The organism is Falsiporphyromonas endometrii (genome assembly GCF_042654485.1).
Lineage (GTDB): Bacteria > Bacteroidota > Bacteroidia > Bacteroidales > Porphyromonadaceae > Porphyromonas > Porphyromonas endometrii.
In genome coordinates this window covers 1-17,847 of record NZ_JBHSGO010000003.1, presented here as the reverse complement: position 1 = coordinate 17,847, position 17,847 = coordinate 1, and the positions used below count along the sequence as shown (strand labels likewise).

The window sequence follows — 17,847 nt, the reverse complement described above, 5'->3', positions numbered from 1 at the left end:
GACAGACAATTCGAAATAATTTCTTTAATTTGTACTTGTGTAAGGTTCATGCTTTTTATCGTTTTTTAGTTTGTAATTTCAAAGATAATAGTCTTGGGTCTTACACACTTTTTTGGGACAGTATCACTACACAATATCTAAGAAGTCCTCGAAGGACCATATAGTTAACTTTTTAAGAAAAGAATGAACTTGTTTATATAACCACCAATCCCCGGTCGCATAGTAATAGCAGCCGGGGATTGTTATGTTGTTATCCTCTTATATTCAAAATCAAAGAATAATCTTTGATAATGTATAAGCTCCGTTTCTAAGATATCCTCTCACAAGATAAACTCCTGCAGGCAAGTTGTGAGCATCAATCATTATAGGTGTATCTTCATTTGAATAAGCCACGATGCGACCATTCATATCTATAAGTTCTGCTTTCATCAAATCTTTACCATCCACATAGATAACACCACCACGAAGATTAACCGAAATACTATTATTATCTATTTGTTCAGTACCGGTAATAGGAGGTGTTCCCCCTTCCTCATTGACAATAATGTTATCGATGATCACTCCCATTTTTGCTGTATCCTGGTGCCTAAATCCGATATAAATTTTCTTCCCAACAAAGTTATTTAGAGAAAGCGTATAGTTTGACCAAGCACTCCTCGGCGATCCTTTAATTTCACCCATTTCCAAAAGCGTCTCACTAAAATGACCTGCCTCAATTCCTCTGGTAGAGACAAAGACACCCAATTTGTCGGGATGGTTTTTAGGATCTACACTCCTAACACTGAATTGCAACGAATATTTGCGATCTGCCTTTAAATCAAATCTTGGAGAAACAAGTATTTGATCAGTTGACAAAGCATTTCCAGTAAACCCGGTCTTGCTATCGAAAGATGTCGGATAATAAGACCAAGAGGTATAGCTGTTAGAACCATCATAAACAAATTCGTTTTCTATAATATCTTCATCTGTATAATTGGGTTTGATGGTTTTGAATAAGTCTTGTATTGTAATCCAATTATATTCATCAGCATCCACATTGATAGCAGTCCAACCGGTTATTGGATTCTCTTCAAAGCCCTCAATATATGGATATTTGGTAATCAGACCATCTCCGGTTACCTCTACAGATCCATGATACTCGACACTCTTTTTAGAAGCATTGTCGGTTACTTTTAGAGAGAACGAATATGTACCCGGATTGTCCCAAACCACAGCCGGTTGTTTTTCGGTCGAAGTGCCTTTACCTTCAAAAGTCCATTCATAAGAAACATTGATTCCAAAGGGCTTGATAACGGAAGAGAAAAAGATCTTTCGTCCGGCAATAGGAGATGAATAATCCACACTACTTATACATGGCTCTCCATACACTTTCATTGATTCATCCATCAAAACTTTTATTCCACTGGGACCACGTTTGATATCTTTTGTGGCAATTTGCACATAACTGCCATCCAAGTCAACGAAAACAAACCAAGGGAACCATCCCACGTTAACTCCTAATGTACCGGCCATATCTTTATCCGAAATAAGCGGAATACCCGGCTTACCACCATTGGTCCAATCACCCTTGGTCTCGCCTCCTTTATTTTCTATGGTCTCCTTGGAGGCTCCTTTAGATTCTACCCATAGAACCAATAGGTTATCCTTATAAGCCTCTTGTATTTTTTCGAGATACCCTCCGGTATGAATATCCCAACAAGGTCCACAATTTACCCATGAAAAGTCTATTAGAAGATGTTTCCCTGAACGCAAAATTTCATCAAAAGAATAGGTCTTACCATAGATATCCGTTGCTGTATAATTTGTGGTGTAGAGATTTGCCCACTCTCTTGCCATAAGCGGAGATTCTAAAGAAGATTGTTGCCCCACCCTTACATTTGAAACATTTTCGCTTTGTCCGGTAACACCCTGAGCATTGATAGACGAAAATCCTAAAGCCAATGCGCAAAGCAGCATAGTAATCTTGTTCATTTCATGTTGTTTATTTATAGTGTTAATTTCTTTTTAATCAATCAATAGACATACATTTATACACCAAAGAATCAATAAAATGCAACACAATGCAATTATCAATTCTCAAATACATAAAACACACATTGATAGTTTGAGCGTAAAAGTAAATATAAAATATTTATTTACATACCAATGTCTATAATATTTAGTAAGCAATTCCGTACGATACAACATAATTCATAGCAACAAAGTCATCTTCTAAGAGACGCCATATTGAAATGTAAAACATCATGTGTTTTCTATAAAAAACAATGATTAATGCAATCAATAATTCTAACCACAGATTATTTGCCACAAAAGGCATTAAAAGTGTATCAATATGACATTTACACACCTGACATTTGACTAAAAAGAGGTATTTCTTTCTTTGCCATATTAACCTTCTTTCGTACCTTTGCGCACGTAATGTTTCGGCCAAACACACCGAATGAAAAGGGAATCAGGTGCAAATCCTGAGCAGACCCGCTGCTGTAAGTTACTGCTTGAATCGAGAACAATATGCCACTGTATTGATATGGGAAGGCGTTCGACGATGATAGTGACAAAGCCAGAAGACCTGCATTACAATTCTGCGGCTTCGAGGTTAAGCTATGAAGGATGTCCTGTCCTTCTAATTATTCCCTCAGAGAAAATAATCCCGCACCGCAGGTGGGAAGTGTATGCCTATAAAGCCATATAGACATACTTAGTGGATTGTAAAAGGCCTTGCCTTCGATTCTCCGGGATGAGCTCCGCAGAATTGTTTGGCAAGGCTTTTTAGTAATTTGAATTTGATTAAAAAGTCTTTGCTATTGACACTATTAAATTGTTTCTGTAAAACACCTTCTATTAAACCTAAATTTCTGTGCAATGATATTCATCACATGCTTATTTCCCCGAAAAGACAGATCTGATGGGAAATAAACATCGTACATCTGCGGTAAATATACCTTCCATTTCTTCTGCTAAAGCGAAAATATAGTTGATATATATAGATATACTCTGTCCACTTGGTAGTAGTGACAGCATTGTCCATCAGGTCAATGTTGATTCGAGGAATAGCAAGTTGGCTCAAGAGGTCGGCCTAACACATTTTATGCGGAAGTTTTTTGATTTATTGTAGGTAGTGAAAGGGCTGTGTCAAATGAAATTTTGACACAGCCCCTTTTCACTACCACTCCTTTAAAGCAATAATTAAGATACTATCAAGCGTTTGACTTATTCCTTTTCAATTAGAAGAGGCAAACAAGGCAAAATATAAAAAGAGACCTTTAAAGTCATATTGATTGCAATTTTAACTATCACCTAATTCCAACTGATTTTTAATTAACTATTATCTATTACCTCCTCTATCCCAAAGAGTTAATAATAAACAATAGAACGTTTTTCTACATTAATCTTTCCATTCGGAGTTTTCTCTTTATATTCGATGATATTTCCCTCATCATCTTTCTTAATATCAAGATACAGTGTAGTACCCTTTACGACATTAAACACAGGATCCTTGTAATTTCCATTTTTATCTTTATCCACACGTTTTGAGGATTTTATTATTTCCTTTTGGGACCAAAATCCTTCAGGGGTAAAGGTATAATTCACTTGTACAGAATCAACCGTCTGCCCGTATACATCATTACGCTCTGTAATGCTTAATTCCTTACACAACCTCTTCTGCTCATCATAAGTATATATCTTCGTACTCTTCGTCCATTCAGATGTATAATTCTCACAGGAATACACATATCCATTTTCATCAAAGAAATAATTACGTTTAGGATATTCTTCTTCAGAGATTTTAGCAAGAATCTTCCTTTTATCAAAATCATATTGCAAACTCCACGATCCATCACCTGACAATGTTATGGATTTGACGCTCCCATTTATAGGATGTCCTAAACGTGTAATTCCTAAAACAACGCTATGGAGATAAGACAAAAAAGAAAACAATCTTATTCCACTAAATAAAGAAATGTAGAGGTAATTACTATGGAATATTTATAAATCTCCTGTTTTGTCAAATACTTTGGCATCCAACAACCTATATTCAACTCTAAGTGGAATTTGCTTATCGTCTTTGACAACGATATAGGCCCCTTTGACTCTAACCTTCACCGATCCTCTCTCAATGCCAAATATATTACCCTTCATGTAGATAAAATAGGTCACTTCACCCTCCACTCTCAATTCATTGGAATATCTTTTAATTACGACATTACTGAGTGGCTCCGGAGGGTTCTTATAGTTAATGACAAATCCACTAAAAGAATTGTCAGCAATTTCCAAAGCAGAAGTTCTTAACTGTTCCGGTAATTTCTCGGAAGAATGGTATAGGTCCGTCATGGCTTGTGTTTTCAACGCATCAAGACAGAAAATCTTCCAATTCATCCTTACCGTTTCATAAGAATCATCTTTATAATCTTTGCCATAGAGAGCAATCCTCCTCCTAAGCTCAGCCAAAGAGGTTTGCTCCGGGCTTTCGTAAAAGACCCTCCCTTTCATACTTTTGAAACTACTAAGCACTTTGCTCACACCTATTCTCCACTGGTCAATGGCTTCCCTATTTTCAGAAGATAATCCATCAACAGCTACAGCACTAAGTTTGTTAAGTAAAGTTTGGCTAAAATTGACAGCCTCATCAAGCTGAGAAAAGGCACTGTGCATAAGCGTATTGTAATCATGCTCAAGAGAAGAAATCAGTTTTACGGTCTTACAAGTCTCTAGTTTTCTGATATACTCATTCAAAGCAGCATCTACATCAATAGAGTGTTTCCCACTTTTTATATTTTTAAGTTCACTAATGCAAGCCGTTATCCTCTCCTGATCAACCATATTACAATTGCTAAGAATTGAATCTGCCTGATTCATTGTCTCTTGCACTTGATCTTTTTTTGTCGAAGTACAAGAGGTCCCAGCCACAGTAATCAGGGAGAAAAGGAGGATAAAAAGAATGAAAAAATGCTTAGGTAAACTCATACTTAATACCATTAATCCATGAAACACAAAACTCTACTTCTTTTTCTCTTTGCTATCACCCTGCTGCTCTCCAGAGTTGCACTTTTTCTTCTTTCTCTCAGCAATTAAAGCCTGAATTAGACCAAAAACAGAGATTGCCAATGAAACTACGAAGACTGACAAATAATTATGCAACCAACCTACCCAAATAAAAATACACCCAAAGAAAAAGATTACAATCCAAGAAATAAAAAAAGTAATGATAAGGGCTAAAGTATGTTTTGACATAAGCTTGACATATAAGAAATAGACCAAAACAAGTCGGTCAATCAATGAAGTATTTAAAATATTCTTTTTCGGACATGACAATACGGCTGTCCACTTTTCTTTTCATAATAATGCTGATGATAACTTTCTGCCGGCCAAAACTCGGATGCCGGTTCAAGTCTTGTCCTCACCTTGTAATGAAGTTCTTTCAATCGCTCCATCAACTTAGCAGCAGCTACCTTCTGTTCCTTATCGGTATAAAATATCACACTCAAATATTGAAGACCTATATCCGGTCCCTGTCCATCTGCCTGCTCAAAATCATGTATCTCAAAATATCTTTTTAATACATCCTCGTCGCTTACTTTATCAGAATCATAGACAATCTTAACAGTCTCATAATGACCGGTATTGCCACGACAAACATCTTCATAAGTAGGGTGATCTATGTATCCACCCATAAAGCCAACTTCGGAATCCACTACACCATCCAATTTGAGCATCTGATATTGGACACCCCAAAAGCATCCTGCTGCTAAAAAAATCGTTTTAATCATAATCTCTTTCTTCAATGATAGACAAATGTATCAAATATTACCTTAGATCTTATCCCTGAATTGCAGATTGCACTAACTTCGGAACAATTGTATAAGTTGTATTGGAAACTTATTTTACAATCTGCAAATCAGAAACAAGTTGTTTATAACGCTTTTCGTATGGGGATCAGTTTGAGAAGTAGAGACTCAACCTGGTCCAAAGGTATCATATTGGCACCATCGCTCAGAGCCTCTTGTGTATTGGGATGTGTCTCCAAGAAAAGTCCGTCGACACCAACTGCGATAGCAGCCTTTGCAATGGTCTCAATCATTTGAGGAAGACCTCCCGTCACACCACTCGTCTGGTTGGGTTGCTGCAAAGAATGGGTAATATCCATTACCACCGGGAAACCGAAACTTCTCATCTGTGGAATTCCTCTAAAGTCCACGATAAGATCTGTATAGCCAAAACTATTGCCCCTATCGGTAAGCATAACACGATGATTGCCCGAATCAATACATTTCTGAGCAGCAAACTGCATTGCTCCCGCAGACAAAAACTGACCTTTCTTAATATTTACAATCTTACCCGTATTAGAAGCTGCAACAAGCAAATCGGTCTGACGACAAAGAAATGCAGGGATCTGCAACACATCAGCAACTTCAGCAGCCATCACAGCCTCGTGCGTCTCATGAATATCTGTAACAATAGGAACTTGTAATTCATTCTTCACTTTGGCAAGAATGCCCAAAGCCTTCTCATCGCCTATACCTCTAAAGCTATCCAATCTTGAGCGATTGGCCTTTCTATACGAAGACTTAAATATAAAAGGAAGGCCCAACTTATCAGTCAAGGACTTCAAATACTCAGCTGTCTTAAGGGTAATGTATTCATTCTCAACCACACAAGGTCCGGCCATCAAAAAGAAGGGGCCACATGGAGAACCGTTGCAATCTTTCTTGGGAGAACTCAATCTGTCAAATAATTCCATATTCGTGATATTTATTTGAGACAAAAGTAAGTATAAAACTTCTGACAAGCCTCAATATAACATGACATTAAGAGCCGGTTTATCCCCAAGAAGTCTCCAAAGCATTTGATTTAAGATTGTCACTTGTGAAGCATTTTCATCCATCCATGGTAGCATTTGATCAATAAAAAGCCGCTATTAAATGAATATAATTTTCATCTAATAGCGGCTTCTCGAGAAGGGAGTAGAAAGTCCCTTCTGTCAAAAATTTAGTATCTGTTTTGAATTTATTACAACAAAGTTGATGAAAGAATCAAGAACCAAATTGCTCAAAAGCAACTATGGACCTTATCATAATAAATCCAGAACTACTCTTTAGAGATTAGGGTTGATTGTTTTCCAATCTTTGATTGCCGGGATTACGCCCATGGCAATAACTTCATCTCTCAAAGTTTTGAGGTGCTCATAGCTTTGCTTGAGCTCTGCTATCTCTGCATCTGTACCCTTGATCTCTGCAAACTTAACACCATCCTTTGTGATGGATGTTTCCATTGCCATCATAATATTCTCAAAGCCGGGAATATTAACATAGCAACCTGCTGGCCAACGGAATGCCTCTCCTCCCATAGCTGCACGAATCATCTCAATCGAACAGTAAGCGGGGCTTTGGAAAGAAGAGCGACCTCTTAGCTTAATGATATTGGCACCACCCTTGATAACACGTTGCTTAAGTTCAGCCCATGCATCATTGGTTAGCTTATCTGTACCAATCAAATCCAAAAGAGGTGTGCCATTTACTTTGGCTGTGCTGGCAAAAACGGCCATCTGCTCACCATGACCACCATAAGTACGACAGTTGGTTACCTCAGATTGCTTAATACCAAAGTGCTTTGCTAATTCGCTTTGCAAACGTGTAGAATCCAAAGCAGCAAGAGTAGTTACTTGAGAAGGTTTTAGACCACTTTCAATCAAAGTAATTAGTCCTGTAATATCTGCCGGATTGAAGATGATGACAACATGCTTTACATCGGGGCAATAGCTTTTGATATTCTTACCCAGCTCTGCTGCAATCTGAGCATTTCCCTTTAGCAAGTCCTCTCTTGTCATTCCCTCTTTACGTGGAGCCCCACCTGAAGAGACAATATACTTAGCATCCTTAAATGCCTCTGCAATATTTGAAGTGAATGTCAAGTTCAATCCTTCGAATCCACAGTGTCTTAACTCTTCAGCAACTCCTTCAAGTCCTTTTTCGAATGGATCATAAAGACAGAGATTAGGAGTCAATCTCATCATAGCCGCGGTCTGTGCCATATTTGAGCCGATCATACCGGCTGCACCTACGATCACCAGCTTTTCGTTAGTTAGAAAATTCATTGTTTTTGGTTGTTTAGTTTATTATTAAAATCAATCGTTCCACACCTAAAGTCTGCAATAGAAACAGACTCTATTTTTATCTCATATCAACTACTTCGGCATTCGGGTATTGCCTTTTGCCTAACACAAAGGTACTATTACTTACATTAACCTGTACCTGATTTGCCATTTTTATTTGCAATTGGCTCGAATCTCTCATAAAAACATTGATAAATGTCGGTTTATTACGATTATCCAATTGAATTGTCACTTTTACAATATTTCCTCTTTTCTTTGGGTTAAGTGTAATTTGCGTTCCGTTCTCTTGAATATTATAATAATTTCTTGCAGAATTAATTACTACAAAAGGATTGATTTGAATTAACTCTTCTTCAGCGGGATTTGACAAATTAAGGGTATTGTCCTGCGGGTTATAATAGGTTAAAGTTTTACCATTATAAACAGCAGTAACCTGGTCATTGAGCCTAAACAATCTGCCTTTTACGATAAGACTTCCACTATTGGATTGTAAGGTTCGCCCATTTTTATCTTTCAATGTTGAAGTATAATCAAATCTCACCCCTTTATTGAGTTGGAGCTCTTTTTGCATTTTATCAAAAAGGCCCTGTGCCGGCAATACCATTATGGATATTGCCACCACAGAAAATAGAAGAATAGATCTTCTCAACACTTCTAAGAGTTTAGATTTACTCATAATCAAAGTTTACTTAAGAACTTTTGTTTATTTATAATAAATCGTTCATGCACTCCACTTCCGATTTCGCCCAATTCATCTTCAGCTTTCACATCAAAGACAATCCTTCTACCATCCACCTCTTTGATGGTTGCAGTCGCAATCACTTCCCTACCTATGGCTGAAGCTCTTGTATGCTTAACATTAATGAGGATGCCCACCGACGATTCTTCATCTGATAAAAACGGTTGAATAACTGACAAAGCTGCATTCTCCATTAAAGCCACCATCATAGGTGTTGCAAAAACGCTCAAGTCACCTGAGCCAACAGAAACTGCAGTGTTTTCTTTAAGAACTTTGGTCTTAGCTGATTTTGATAATCCTACTTCAATCATACTATTTCTGATTAATTCATTAGTAAAGGTAACAAAAAGGGCATAAAAACCCCAAAACAATATCTAAATACCCAATAAACACCAATTTATATTATCAACCACACATCTATAACGCATTATCATTACAGATGTGGTGTGAAGATTTTCAAGTGAGTTTGAAGTTGTTCTTCAGCTATATATCGGAACAAGTATCAAGTTTTTGCAATATATCCGACTAAAAAACAAACTGAAAAACTTAAAGCATAAATCTTTATTTATCCATGTATCTGTATCAATAGACTTTCGAGCAGACCTTCATCTTGGATAAGTACCTGACGAGGCTTACTGCCATCTTGAGGAGAGACGATGCCCGCACCTTCCAATTGGTCCATCAATCGACCGGCCCTATTGTAGCCAACATTAAAGCGTCTTTGAATATTGCTGGTTGAGCCGACTTGAGAAGAAACCACCATACGGGCAACTTCATCAAAAAGATCATCCAAACTATCAGCAGTCGGGGCATCTTTAGCTTCATTTTCCACTGGAGGGTCCGGCAATAGATAAGCCGAAGTAAAGCTTTCCTGCTTAGCTATCTCATGTACCAGTTGTTCATTTTCCGGAGTATCCATAAATGCACATTGCAAACGAATTGTATCTTTTCCCTGATTAAACAGCATATCACCTCTACCAACAAGCTGATTAGCTCCCGGCGAATCCAAAATTGTCCTTGAGTCTATCATCGAAAAGACCTTAAATGCAATACGTGCAGGGAAGTTGGCCTTAATGATACCTGTAATGATATCGGTCGAAGGTCTCTGTGTGGCAATCACCATATGGATACCGGCAGCACGCGCCTTTTGAGCAATACGAGCTATAGGCATTTCGACCTCTTTGCCACTTGTCATAATCAAGTCGGCAAACTCATCTACAATCAGAACGATATAAGGCATGAAATGATGCTTCTTATTGGGTGGTAACTTTCCCTCCTTAAATAAGGTGTTGTATTCTTTGATGTTACGCACACGAGCTGCAGCCAAAAGAGCATACCTTTCGTCCATCAATACGCATAAAGACTTCAATGTTGGGACCACCTGAGACATATCTGTTACAATAGGACTGGTTGCATCAGGAAGCATTGCGAGATAATGACGCTCCATCCCTTCATAGAGTGAAAACTCCAACATCTTAGGGTCCACCAATACAAACTTCAACTCTTCGGGCCTTTTCTTAAAGAGAAGAGATGCAATCATTGCATTCAACCCAACAGATTTACCCTGACCGGTTGCACCCGCAATAAGAAGGTGAGGCATCTTGGCCAAATCAAACATAAAAACCTCATTGGTAATGGTTTTACCTATGGCTACAGGCAACTCCATAGTAGATTCTCGATACTTCTTACTTGCCAAAACAGACCTTAAGGTAACAATACTCGGCTGCGAATTTGGCACCTCAATACCGATGGTACCCTTCCCCGGCATAGGAGCAATAATACGGATACCCTCACTTTTTAGACTCATCGCAATATCATCTTCAATAGAGCGAATACGAGAAATCTTAATCCCGGCTTCCGGAATTACTTCATACAATGTAATCGTAGGACCTACTGTCACCTTTTCAACTCGCACCGGCATCTTAAAACTTTTTAATGTCGACACGATCAACTCCTTATTTTGGTCTATTTCGGCCTTGTCATACTCCATTACGGTCTCCTCGTCCGGTCCTAAAACATCCAATGAAGGCAAATGATAACGTCTAAGCTCAACCCACTGTCCGGGCTTTTGTGGTTCCATATTAAGGTCATTGCAAACCTCATCACCTTTTGCAACCTCAATCATTACATCCTCGTCTTTAACCCTATCACCTTCCAGCTGAGTTACCTCATTGTCTTCCGAGTCTTGGATGATATGGTTTTTGACATCCATTGTATCATATGTTGGTTCTTCTTCCTCAAGATGACTTTGAGACAATGAATCAGAAACAAGATTTGTCAAATCAGAGGAATCATCTTGAACAGCCTGTGAAGACTGCTCCATAAAGGGTTCTCCTCCAAAAGATTCCTCTTCATCATCTATCTGCACAATCAAATTATCATCCTTGTCATCAACGACAGTGGAAGCCTGCGAAGCCTCATCAATCTTGGTATCTAACAATTCAGCCTTTTCTTCTTCAAGGCGTTTCTTTGCAATCTTCTCAGCCTTTCTTAATCTGCGAGACTCCTTCATTTCAGCTCGTTTTTGAGGGCTGGCGAAAGATAACCAACCATGAAGTTTGTTATAATTATCTTCGCTTACAAATAAAAATAAGGCAAACAAAACAATCAAAAGGAGTAAGAAAATCCCAAGATAGCCTATTCGATCTCTAAGCCAGGACTCCAAATAGAGACCATTTTGTCCCCCCCACTGAATAAAAGATCCGGGCTCCAAAGTATCAACAATCAAACCACATAAAAGAGAGACCCAAAGGCAAAGAAATCCATAAAATGCAAAACGCTTGAGCACCTTTATTAAATAATCCTTGCCGGAAAGGAAAAACAAATCCAAGCCGGCCATAAATACAAATGCTATAAGGCAAAGAGACCCTAAGCCAAAAAGATCATTGATAAGCCACTGCGATAGGCAAGCTCCCAAAGCCTTGCCAACATTACGTATTGGCTCAACAGTAGGGTCTACAGATGGATCTGATAAATTTGACACCACTGCCTGATCATGCCCACCACTGAAAAAGAATGAAATAACAGAGATGAGCATAAAAACGGATATGGCCATTATTACGATGCCGAAAAATCCCCTAACGACTTTCTTATTCAGAAATGTCCCAAAATCTTTCCAGAATGTACCCTCTTTCTTATCGGGGTTAGCTTCTTTATAATGACTGTCCTTAGATGTGACAGACTTTCCTTTTTTAGTATTCTTATTATTTGATTTCTTTTTGTCAGATTCTTTATTTGTAGTCATATGTATCCTTAATGTAGAAATAAAAAGCAAGACAATCAGCCTTAGCCTTGACTTACAAAGTTAAGGATAAAATGGCGATCTTATGCCAAGAAGATAAAGATTTAGACGTTGCTTAAGATTAATTTTATCTTTATTGGATAAAAGGAATTTATTTGCAATCTCAACAAATAATTTAGGCTAAGATCTACAAATTGTTTTAGATCATATATAAGAATCAAACAATCTGATTGTCAATCCCTTGATATACAACAAAAGATTATTGCACAAAGCGATATTCATACAAATTTACGAGCAAAACGATCTCAGTATACAAGACTACAGATACAAAAAGATCCGACAACCTCTATTCATACAAGATTGTCGGACCTTAAAATCTATTTTTAGTTAAAATCTGCTTTGATCTCTTAGAAAGAATACAAAGAACTTATAGATTCATGACTCAAAACTCTCTTAATTGACTCTGCGAACATATCTGCTACAGAAAGAATCTTTACCTTCTCACATTTCTGAGAGTAAGGGATAGAGTCTGTAAATATCATCTCATCAAGTTTCGATTGATCGACTCTTATAGAAGCGGGATCACTCATCACTGCGTGAGAAGCCATAGCTCTAACCGATTTGGCGCCGTGCTCCATCATCAAGTCAGCAGCTCGTGTGATAGTCCCGGCCGTATCCACAATATCATCAACCAAAAGGACATCCTTGCCTTCTACATCTCCGATGATTCTCATTTCTGCCACCTCATTAGCCTTGATACGACTCTTATGACAAATCACCATAGGCACACCCAAATGTTTCGCGTAGCTATTAGCTCGCTTGGTACCCCCTACGTCTGGAGTGGCAATAACCAAGTTCTCCAAAGGAAGGCTCTTATGAATATAATCCATAAACAAAGCTGAAGCATATAAATGATCCACAGGCACATTAAAAAATCCCTGTATCTGATCTGCATGAAGATCCATCGTTATAAGACGTGTAATACCGGCTGTACTAAGCATATCAGCCATCAACTTGGCTCCAATAGAAACTCTCGGTTTATCCTTGCGATCCTGTCTAGCCCATCCAAAATATGGGATAACAGCTGTAATATAGTGTGCTGAAGCTCTTTTTGCAGCATCTACCATAAGGAGAAGCTCCATAAGGTTGTCGGCCGAAGGGAATGTACTCTGAACAAGGAAAACATCTTTTCCACGAATACTTTCATCATACCATACAGCAAACTCACCATCGGCAAAACGCTGAATAGTCATTTTCCCCAAAGGGCAACCAAGACTAGCACAAATTTTCTCAGCCAAATACTTTGACTTAGTGCCTGAGAATACGGCAAAATTGTTTAAGTTTTCCATTACTGAAATTGGATATCTATCAAGTGTTACAATACGACGCAAAGGTAAGACTTATAAATCTTAAAAAAAGACTTATCGCAATCTTTTCAATAGATTTTTATCATTCATGCACTTATACTTGAACCACGATTCGAATTTATTACAAACAAACTCTAAGAGTTAGGAGTTATTTATCCCCTATTGTTTGAAACCCATTTCAACTGTTTTCAAATGGTATACTTCAAACACAACTCAGAGATGCTCTTATTTTTCGGATTATTCGGGAGCTGAAAAAATATGTTTCTCTGCCCTACCCATGCTTAACAATTTAGTACGATCTATTCCTGACAAAGATTTACGAGCCATATTGTACCCCAAAGCGGCAATCCGCGGAGCTTTATCAATATCAAAACGAGAAACATTACTTAGCAATGCGCTCTCAATCAAAACATCGCATAGCTTTCGATCCGGAATAGAATTGGCCCTAAAAATGTAATTAAAACTTCGCTCTGCTATAGAGAAAATATTCTTTTTGTACTCTTTGGATTCTTTAGGATCTACATGTACACCTATCAAAGCCTTACATCGATTACGAATGACCGAGGCAGGAAGGTTTTTGAATAGACCTCCATCGACATAGTAGGTTCCCTCTATTTCTACCGGTTTAAACAAAACAGGGATACTGCAAGAAGCCGTAATAACATCTACCAAATCCCCTTCTTGAAAGTATTTACTACACCCATGATCCAAATCTGTAGCAACAATGGTAAGAGGAATCTTCAGCTCCTCAATTCTCTTGTGTCTCAAAACGGAAGCCAAAAACTGCCTAAATCCTTTGGTTCCAAAGATTCCACCTTTAGGGATCAACCATTCGGTCATCTTAGTAAAGTTGACTCCTCTGAAGATTTCAACAATCTCCTTGGGACTATATCCGTCACAATACAAAGCAGCCATCATACTCCCCATACTCGTTCCGGACATTACATCCGGCCGCATATCATGTTCCTCGAGATATTCCAATACCCCCAAATGGGCAAACCCTTTGGCTGATCCGCCACTTAGAGCTACACCGATATCAAAAAAAACATCTGGATCATTTTGCAACTTGGGATGCTCTTTGTTTAATTGACTATTGTTCATGTGACTTATTTATATTTACAAAGATAACAAAAACTAGAGGTCGTATTATAGATATTTTAATACAATTCAGAGTTATTTAAGATGTTGTCAAGCTTTTAATGACATATAATGGCACAAGACATCATAATTGCAAACTTCTATATCCTCTTTGGAGAAATTCAAAATAGCGTTTTTAAACCTGCTGAAAGGATCAAGTGACTTGGGTGGGACTCAAACCCACGACCTTCAGAACCGGAATCTGACGCTCTATTCAACTAAGCTACCAAGCCATCGATATTATAAGGATTGCCCATAGGCTTCACAAAGATATTAAATTTGCTTGTATCCCAACAAATCACACTACCTTTGTGCAAATAAGGGAGCCTTCCATAAAAAGGAAACAGGCTAACTAAATCAACTAACGGGGACACATCCCCTTTTTGGATAGGAAGACTGAAGATGACAACAAAAAAAGAACTGCGAGCAGAGCTCAAAAAACTTGCCAAAAGCTCGCTGGACAAAGGACTATGCAAAGTATATTCTCAATCAGTTGTTGAGAACATCTTAAAAACAGAGGAGTTTCAAAAAGCCAATGCTATTGGTCTATATCATGCACTCTTTGATGAACCATCTCTCGCATATATATTGGACAATTTTGCAGATAAGAAAGAGCTTTACCTACCAAGATGTGAAAGTGCAACAGAAATAGAATTCTTTAGATATAGAGGGCCCCAGGATTTACGAATTGGAGCATTTGGCATCGAAGAACCTCAAGCAGATCCTAAAGATGCAGTAGATCCACAACATCTTGATTTGATATTGGTACCGGCAACAATATACGACAAGAAAGGTATTCGCCTTGGAAGAGGCAAAGGTTATTACGACCGCTATTTGCCCAAAGCCGACAAAGCAGCTCAGATTGGCGTCACTTACGGGCTCAAAGAGGTAGATTGTCTACCCAGCGATCCTTGGGATAGAGCGGTAGACAAAGTTATTTCACCAAAAGGGATATTCATTCCGGAGAATAAATAAACGATTAGAGCTAATTACAAGTTTAGGTTGAATTGACTTGATCTAAATCAAACTCATTCAGTACGCTTAATTGTCTATGGCGGGCTAACGCATATTCTTTCCGACAAAGAACAGCATAACCAGCAAATTCACAATTAGCAATGCCGCACCAAGCCAAATAACTTGAAGCCTAACTCCACTAAATATAAAGGAAGAGACTATTGCTCCAATCAATATCACAACCATCAATACTGTTATTGCATATGTAAAGATGGTTTTAATCTTACTTGCAGGTTTCTTTTCTTTCATAAAACAAAGGTACATCATATTGATGATATTGTATGTAATATGAAACTGTCAATAACAAATAATAAACATATACATCCCCCCCGTCTTTCACAATCTAAGATCGGTGCAATATGGATATGTTCGATATTGATTGCACTATGCAATCTGTATGACGCCAAGGCACAAATGCCCATTGACAGTGTATACCATGTGATTACGATGGAGTCCTCCTCGGACAGTATAATGATACCGAAAAGATTGTACCGTTTTAGGCCCGACAGTACATACGAAAGGAACACGGGATACATCATGCTGGATTCAATCAATAATCTGGCATACAGACTAAAGCATAGATTTGAGAGCAAAAAAGATTCAACCTTACAAAATGAACACTCAAAATGGGAAAAGATTGGTTCAATTGCTATGGATGTTTTGTTCGGGCGTAACTTCAACCTACCCAAAAGATGGATATTAGGAGTAGATGGTTTGATCTTTGCTTTTCCGGAGGTTAATAATGTTGACGGTTTGTGGTGTGGATATGAGGTATATGCATCCAATCAGCCTAAACCGGGCTATAGAATCAGCGCAAGAGCCAATGCATACTATCTAACGAAAAGGAAAACAATGGTATGGCACAACTATTTGACATATCACTATGCTCCAATGAAAAATGGTATGCTACTCATCGGATTTGGTCGGACAACAGCAAATGCCAACCTTCTCAATGGCAAACAGATGTATCTGAATTACTACAATGATCCGGCTTTAGGAAATGAACCGACCCGAATCTATGACAGAAGATTTTGGATAGCCAGAAACGAACTCGAACTAAGACGTTGGCTTGGACTGGACCTTACTCTACTTTTTGAAAAGAGAAGAGCTATGATTCCAACAGCATTGTTCGAAAAGCAATATGCACTCGCATCCGAGATCAGACTCAGGATAAGCCCCTGGGCCAGAAAGCTGTATTCTACAACGGATGAAGCTGTTTATGTCAATCCCGTAGGAATGCTGTATCCTCAATTTGAATTTTCATATAGACGGGGTTGGCCATTAGGTTCTAAGATACCTTCTTGCAACTACTCCCGCATAGAAACACAGATTAAAGGAATCATCCCTTTTGGAAAAAGTCGCGAATTGCAATATACATTAGGATATGGCAGATATCTCAAGAGTAAATGTGTTTCCGAACAAGACGAAAAATATGTTACAACATCCAATACAGTCGGATTCACACACTTACCTTCTACTTTTCAATCCTTTGCTCCGGCTCAACCTATGGGACATAGATGGTCTACAGCATATTTTACATACCGAACAGAACACCTTTTCTTGGGATCTTTGGCCGAAGCATCACATCTGCCGTTTGATGAAGCTATTCACCTAAGATTTGCACATAGAATAGACCCGGCCAACAAAATGTTTACAGAGGTTGGATACAGCATAGGAGCCGGAGACCTAATACGTATAGGGGCGTTTGTTGGATTTGAAGATAACCATCACACATCCATCACACTTAGACTGGCATTACCAATATTCCAGCTATTAAGATCATGGGGAGAAAGGAATTAACTTATAGATAGCAAGGCAGTCATAAGATTAGATTACCAACCAAATAAGAAGCAACCCAAATATATCTTTGGAGATGCTAAATCATCTTTCTAAGGATATATTTGGGTTATTTACTTCTTAGACTTCAGATAAAGATTCGNTTTCTTTGTTGAAGAGCATTGAAAGGTAGGCTGTCCGAGAAAACTCTGTACGATGTACAGCCAAGTCCACAAGACAAATAATGCCGTTTAGTTAGGCGTGATGACAAGAGGTAGGGGATTCAATCTTGTAAGTGTCACAATAGTTTTTATCGGACAGCAATAATTCGATATAATATTATTGCTGTCCGATAAAAATATCACAAAACAAAAAATAAGGGGCTGAACTTCCTTCACAGGAATCAGCCCCAATTGTCTTATCTTTATCATAGAAACTTACAAGAAAGACAATGCACAAAAGT

14 protein-coding genes, 1 tRNA gene and 1 riboswitch are annotated in these 17,847 nt (G+C 38.2%); of the genes, 2 read left to right on the top strand and 13 right to left on the bottom strand.

All coding sequences use genetic code 11. The features are described from left to right. Window positions 1-270: 270 nt before the first annotated feature. The 12 genes from ACFO3G_RS00090 to ACFO3G_RS00035 all read right to left on the bottom strand — a co-directional run bounded on the left by ACFO3G_RS00090 (window position 271) and on the right by ACFO3G_RS00035 (window position 14,827). Window positions 271-1,971 (bottom strand): choice-of-anchor J domain-containing protein, encoded by a 1,701-nt coding sequence (locus tag ACFO3G_RS00090; protein ID WP_380076801.1) that lies wholly within the window; start codon window positions 1,969-1,971, stop codon window positions 271-273. 430 nt (window positions 1,972-2,401) lie between these two features. Next, window positions 2,402-2,591: riboswitch (cobalamin riboswitch) on the top strand. 763 nt (window positions 2,592-3,354) lie between these two features. Continuing rightward, complete coding sequence (locus ACFO3G_RS00085; protein ID WP_380076799.1) at window positions 3,355-3,825, bottom strand: hypothetical protein; 471 nt, start codon at window positions 3,823-3,825, stop codon at window positions 3,355-3,357. A 162-nt stretch (window positions 3,826-3,987) separates the two neighbouring features. Beyond that, entirely contained in the window at window positions 3,988-4,965 is a 978-nt protein-coding gene (locus ACFO3G_RS00080; RefSeq protein ID WP_380076797.1) for a hypothetical protein, read from the bottom strand. Window positions 4,966-5,285: 320 nt separating this feature from the next. Then, on the bottom strand, window positions 5,286-5,768 hold the full coding sequence (gene msrA, locus ACFO3G_RS00075; protein WP_380076795.1) for a peptide-methionine (S)-S-oxide reductase MsrA: 483 nt from the start codon (window positions 5,766-5,768) through the stop codon (window positions 5,286-5,288). Between the two features lie 143 nt (window positions 5,769-5,911). After that, window positions 5,912-6,739 carry a 3-deoxy-8-phosphooctulonate synthase gene (gene kdsA / locus ACFO3G_RS00070; protein WP_380076793.1) on the bottom strand — a complete coding sequence of 276 codons (828 nt, stop codon included), beginning with the start codon at window positions 6,737-6,739 and terminating at the stop codon, window positions 5,912-5,914. A 354-nt stretch (window positions 6,740-7,093) separates the two neighbouring features. Then, a complete protein-coding gene (locus ACFO3G_RS00065; RefSeq protein WP_380076791.1) occupies window positions 7,094-8,092 on the bottom strand; it encodes a malate dehydrogenase in 999 nt (332 codons plus the stop codon). 76 nt (window positions 8,093-8,168) lie between these two features. Next, the gene (gene lolA1, locus ACFO3G_RS00060; protein ID WP_380076789.1) at window positions 8,169-8,786 is read right to left on the bottom strand and encodes an outer membrane lipoprotein periplasmic chaperone LolA1; all 618 of its coding nucleotides are present in this window, start codon (window positions 8,784-8,786) and stop codon (window positions 8,169-8,171) included. A gap of 2 nt (window positions 8,787-8,788) precedes the next feature. Beyond that, window positions 8,789-9,160, bottom strand: a complete 372-nt coding sequence (locus tag ACFO3G_RS00055) for a thioesterase family protein (protein WP_380076787.1) — start codon at window positions 9,158-9,160, stop codon at window positions 8,789-8,791. Window positions 9,161-9,414: 254 nt separating this feature from the next. Next, the gene (locus tag ACFO3G_RS00050; protein WP_380076785.1) at window positions 9,415-12,093 is read right to left on the bottom strand and encodes an FtsK/SpoIIIE family DNA translocase; all 2,679 of its coding nucleotides are present in this window, start codon (window positions 12,091-12,093) and stop codon (window positions 9,415-9,417) included. A gap of 404 nt (window positions 12,094-12,497) precedes the next feature. Further along, complete coding sequence (locus ACFO3G_RS00045) at window positions 12,498-13,439, bottom strand: ribose-phosphate pyrophosphokinase (protein ID WP_380076783.1); 942 nt, start codon at window positions 13,437-13,439, stop codon at window positions 12,498-12,500. 255 nt (window positions 13,440-13,694) lie between these two features. Further along, window positions 13,695-14,558 carry a patatin-like phospholipase family protein gene (locus ACFO3G_RS00040; protein ID WP_380076782.1) on the bottom strand — a complete coding sequence of 288 codons (864 nt, stop codon included), beginning with the start codon at window positions 14,556-14,558 and terminating at the stop codon, window positions 13,695-13,697. Between the two features lie 195 nt (window positions 14,559-14,753). Next, window positions 14,754-14,827: transfer RNA gene (locus ACFO3G_RS00035), tRNA-Arg, on the bottom strand. A gap of 169 nt (window positions 14,828-14,996) precedes the next feature. On the opposite strand from ACFO3G_RS00035, the gene ACFO3G_RS00030 reads away from it, so the two are divergent. Beyond that, window positions 14,997-15,569 (top strand): 5-formyltetrahydrofolate cyclo-ligase, encoded by a 573-nt coding sequence (locus ACFO3G_RS00030; protein WP_380076780.1) that lies wholly within the window; start codon window positions 14,997-14,999, stop codon window positions 15,567-15,569. Between the two features lie 84 nt (window positions 15,570-15,653). Here the strand turns inward: ACFO3G_RS00030 and ACFO3G_RS00025 are convergent, their stop codons facing one another. Further along, window positions 15,654-15,857 (bottom strand): hypothetical protein, encoded by a 204-nt coding sequence (locus tag ACFO3G_RS00025; RefSeq protein WP_380076778.1) that lies wholly within the window; start codon window positions 15,855-15,857, stop codon window positions 15,654-15,656. Window positions 15,858-15,896: 39 nt separating this feature from the next. Between ACFO3G_RS00025 and ACFO3G_RS00020 the strand changes: the two genes are divergently transcribed. Then, window positions 15,897-17,408: a DUF5686 family protein gene (locus tag ACFO3G_RS00020; RefSeq protein ID WP_380076776.1), complete on the top strand. Its 1,512-nt coding sequence runs from the start codon at window positions 15,897-15,899 to the stop codon at window positions 17,406-17,408. The last annotated feature ends 439 nt before the right edge of the window (window positions 17,409-17,847 follow it).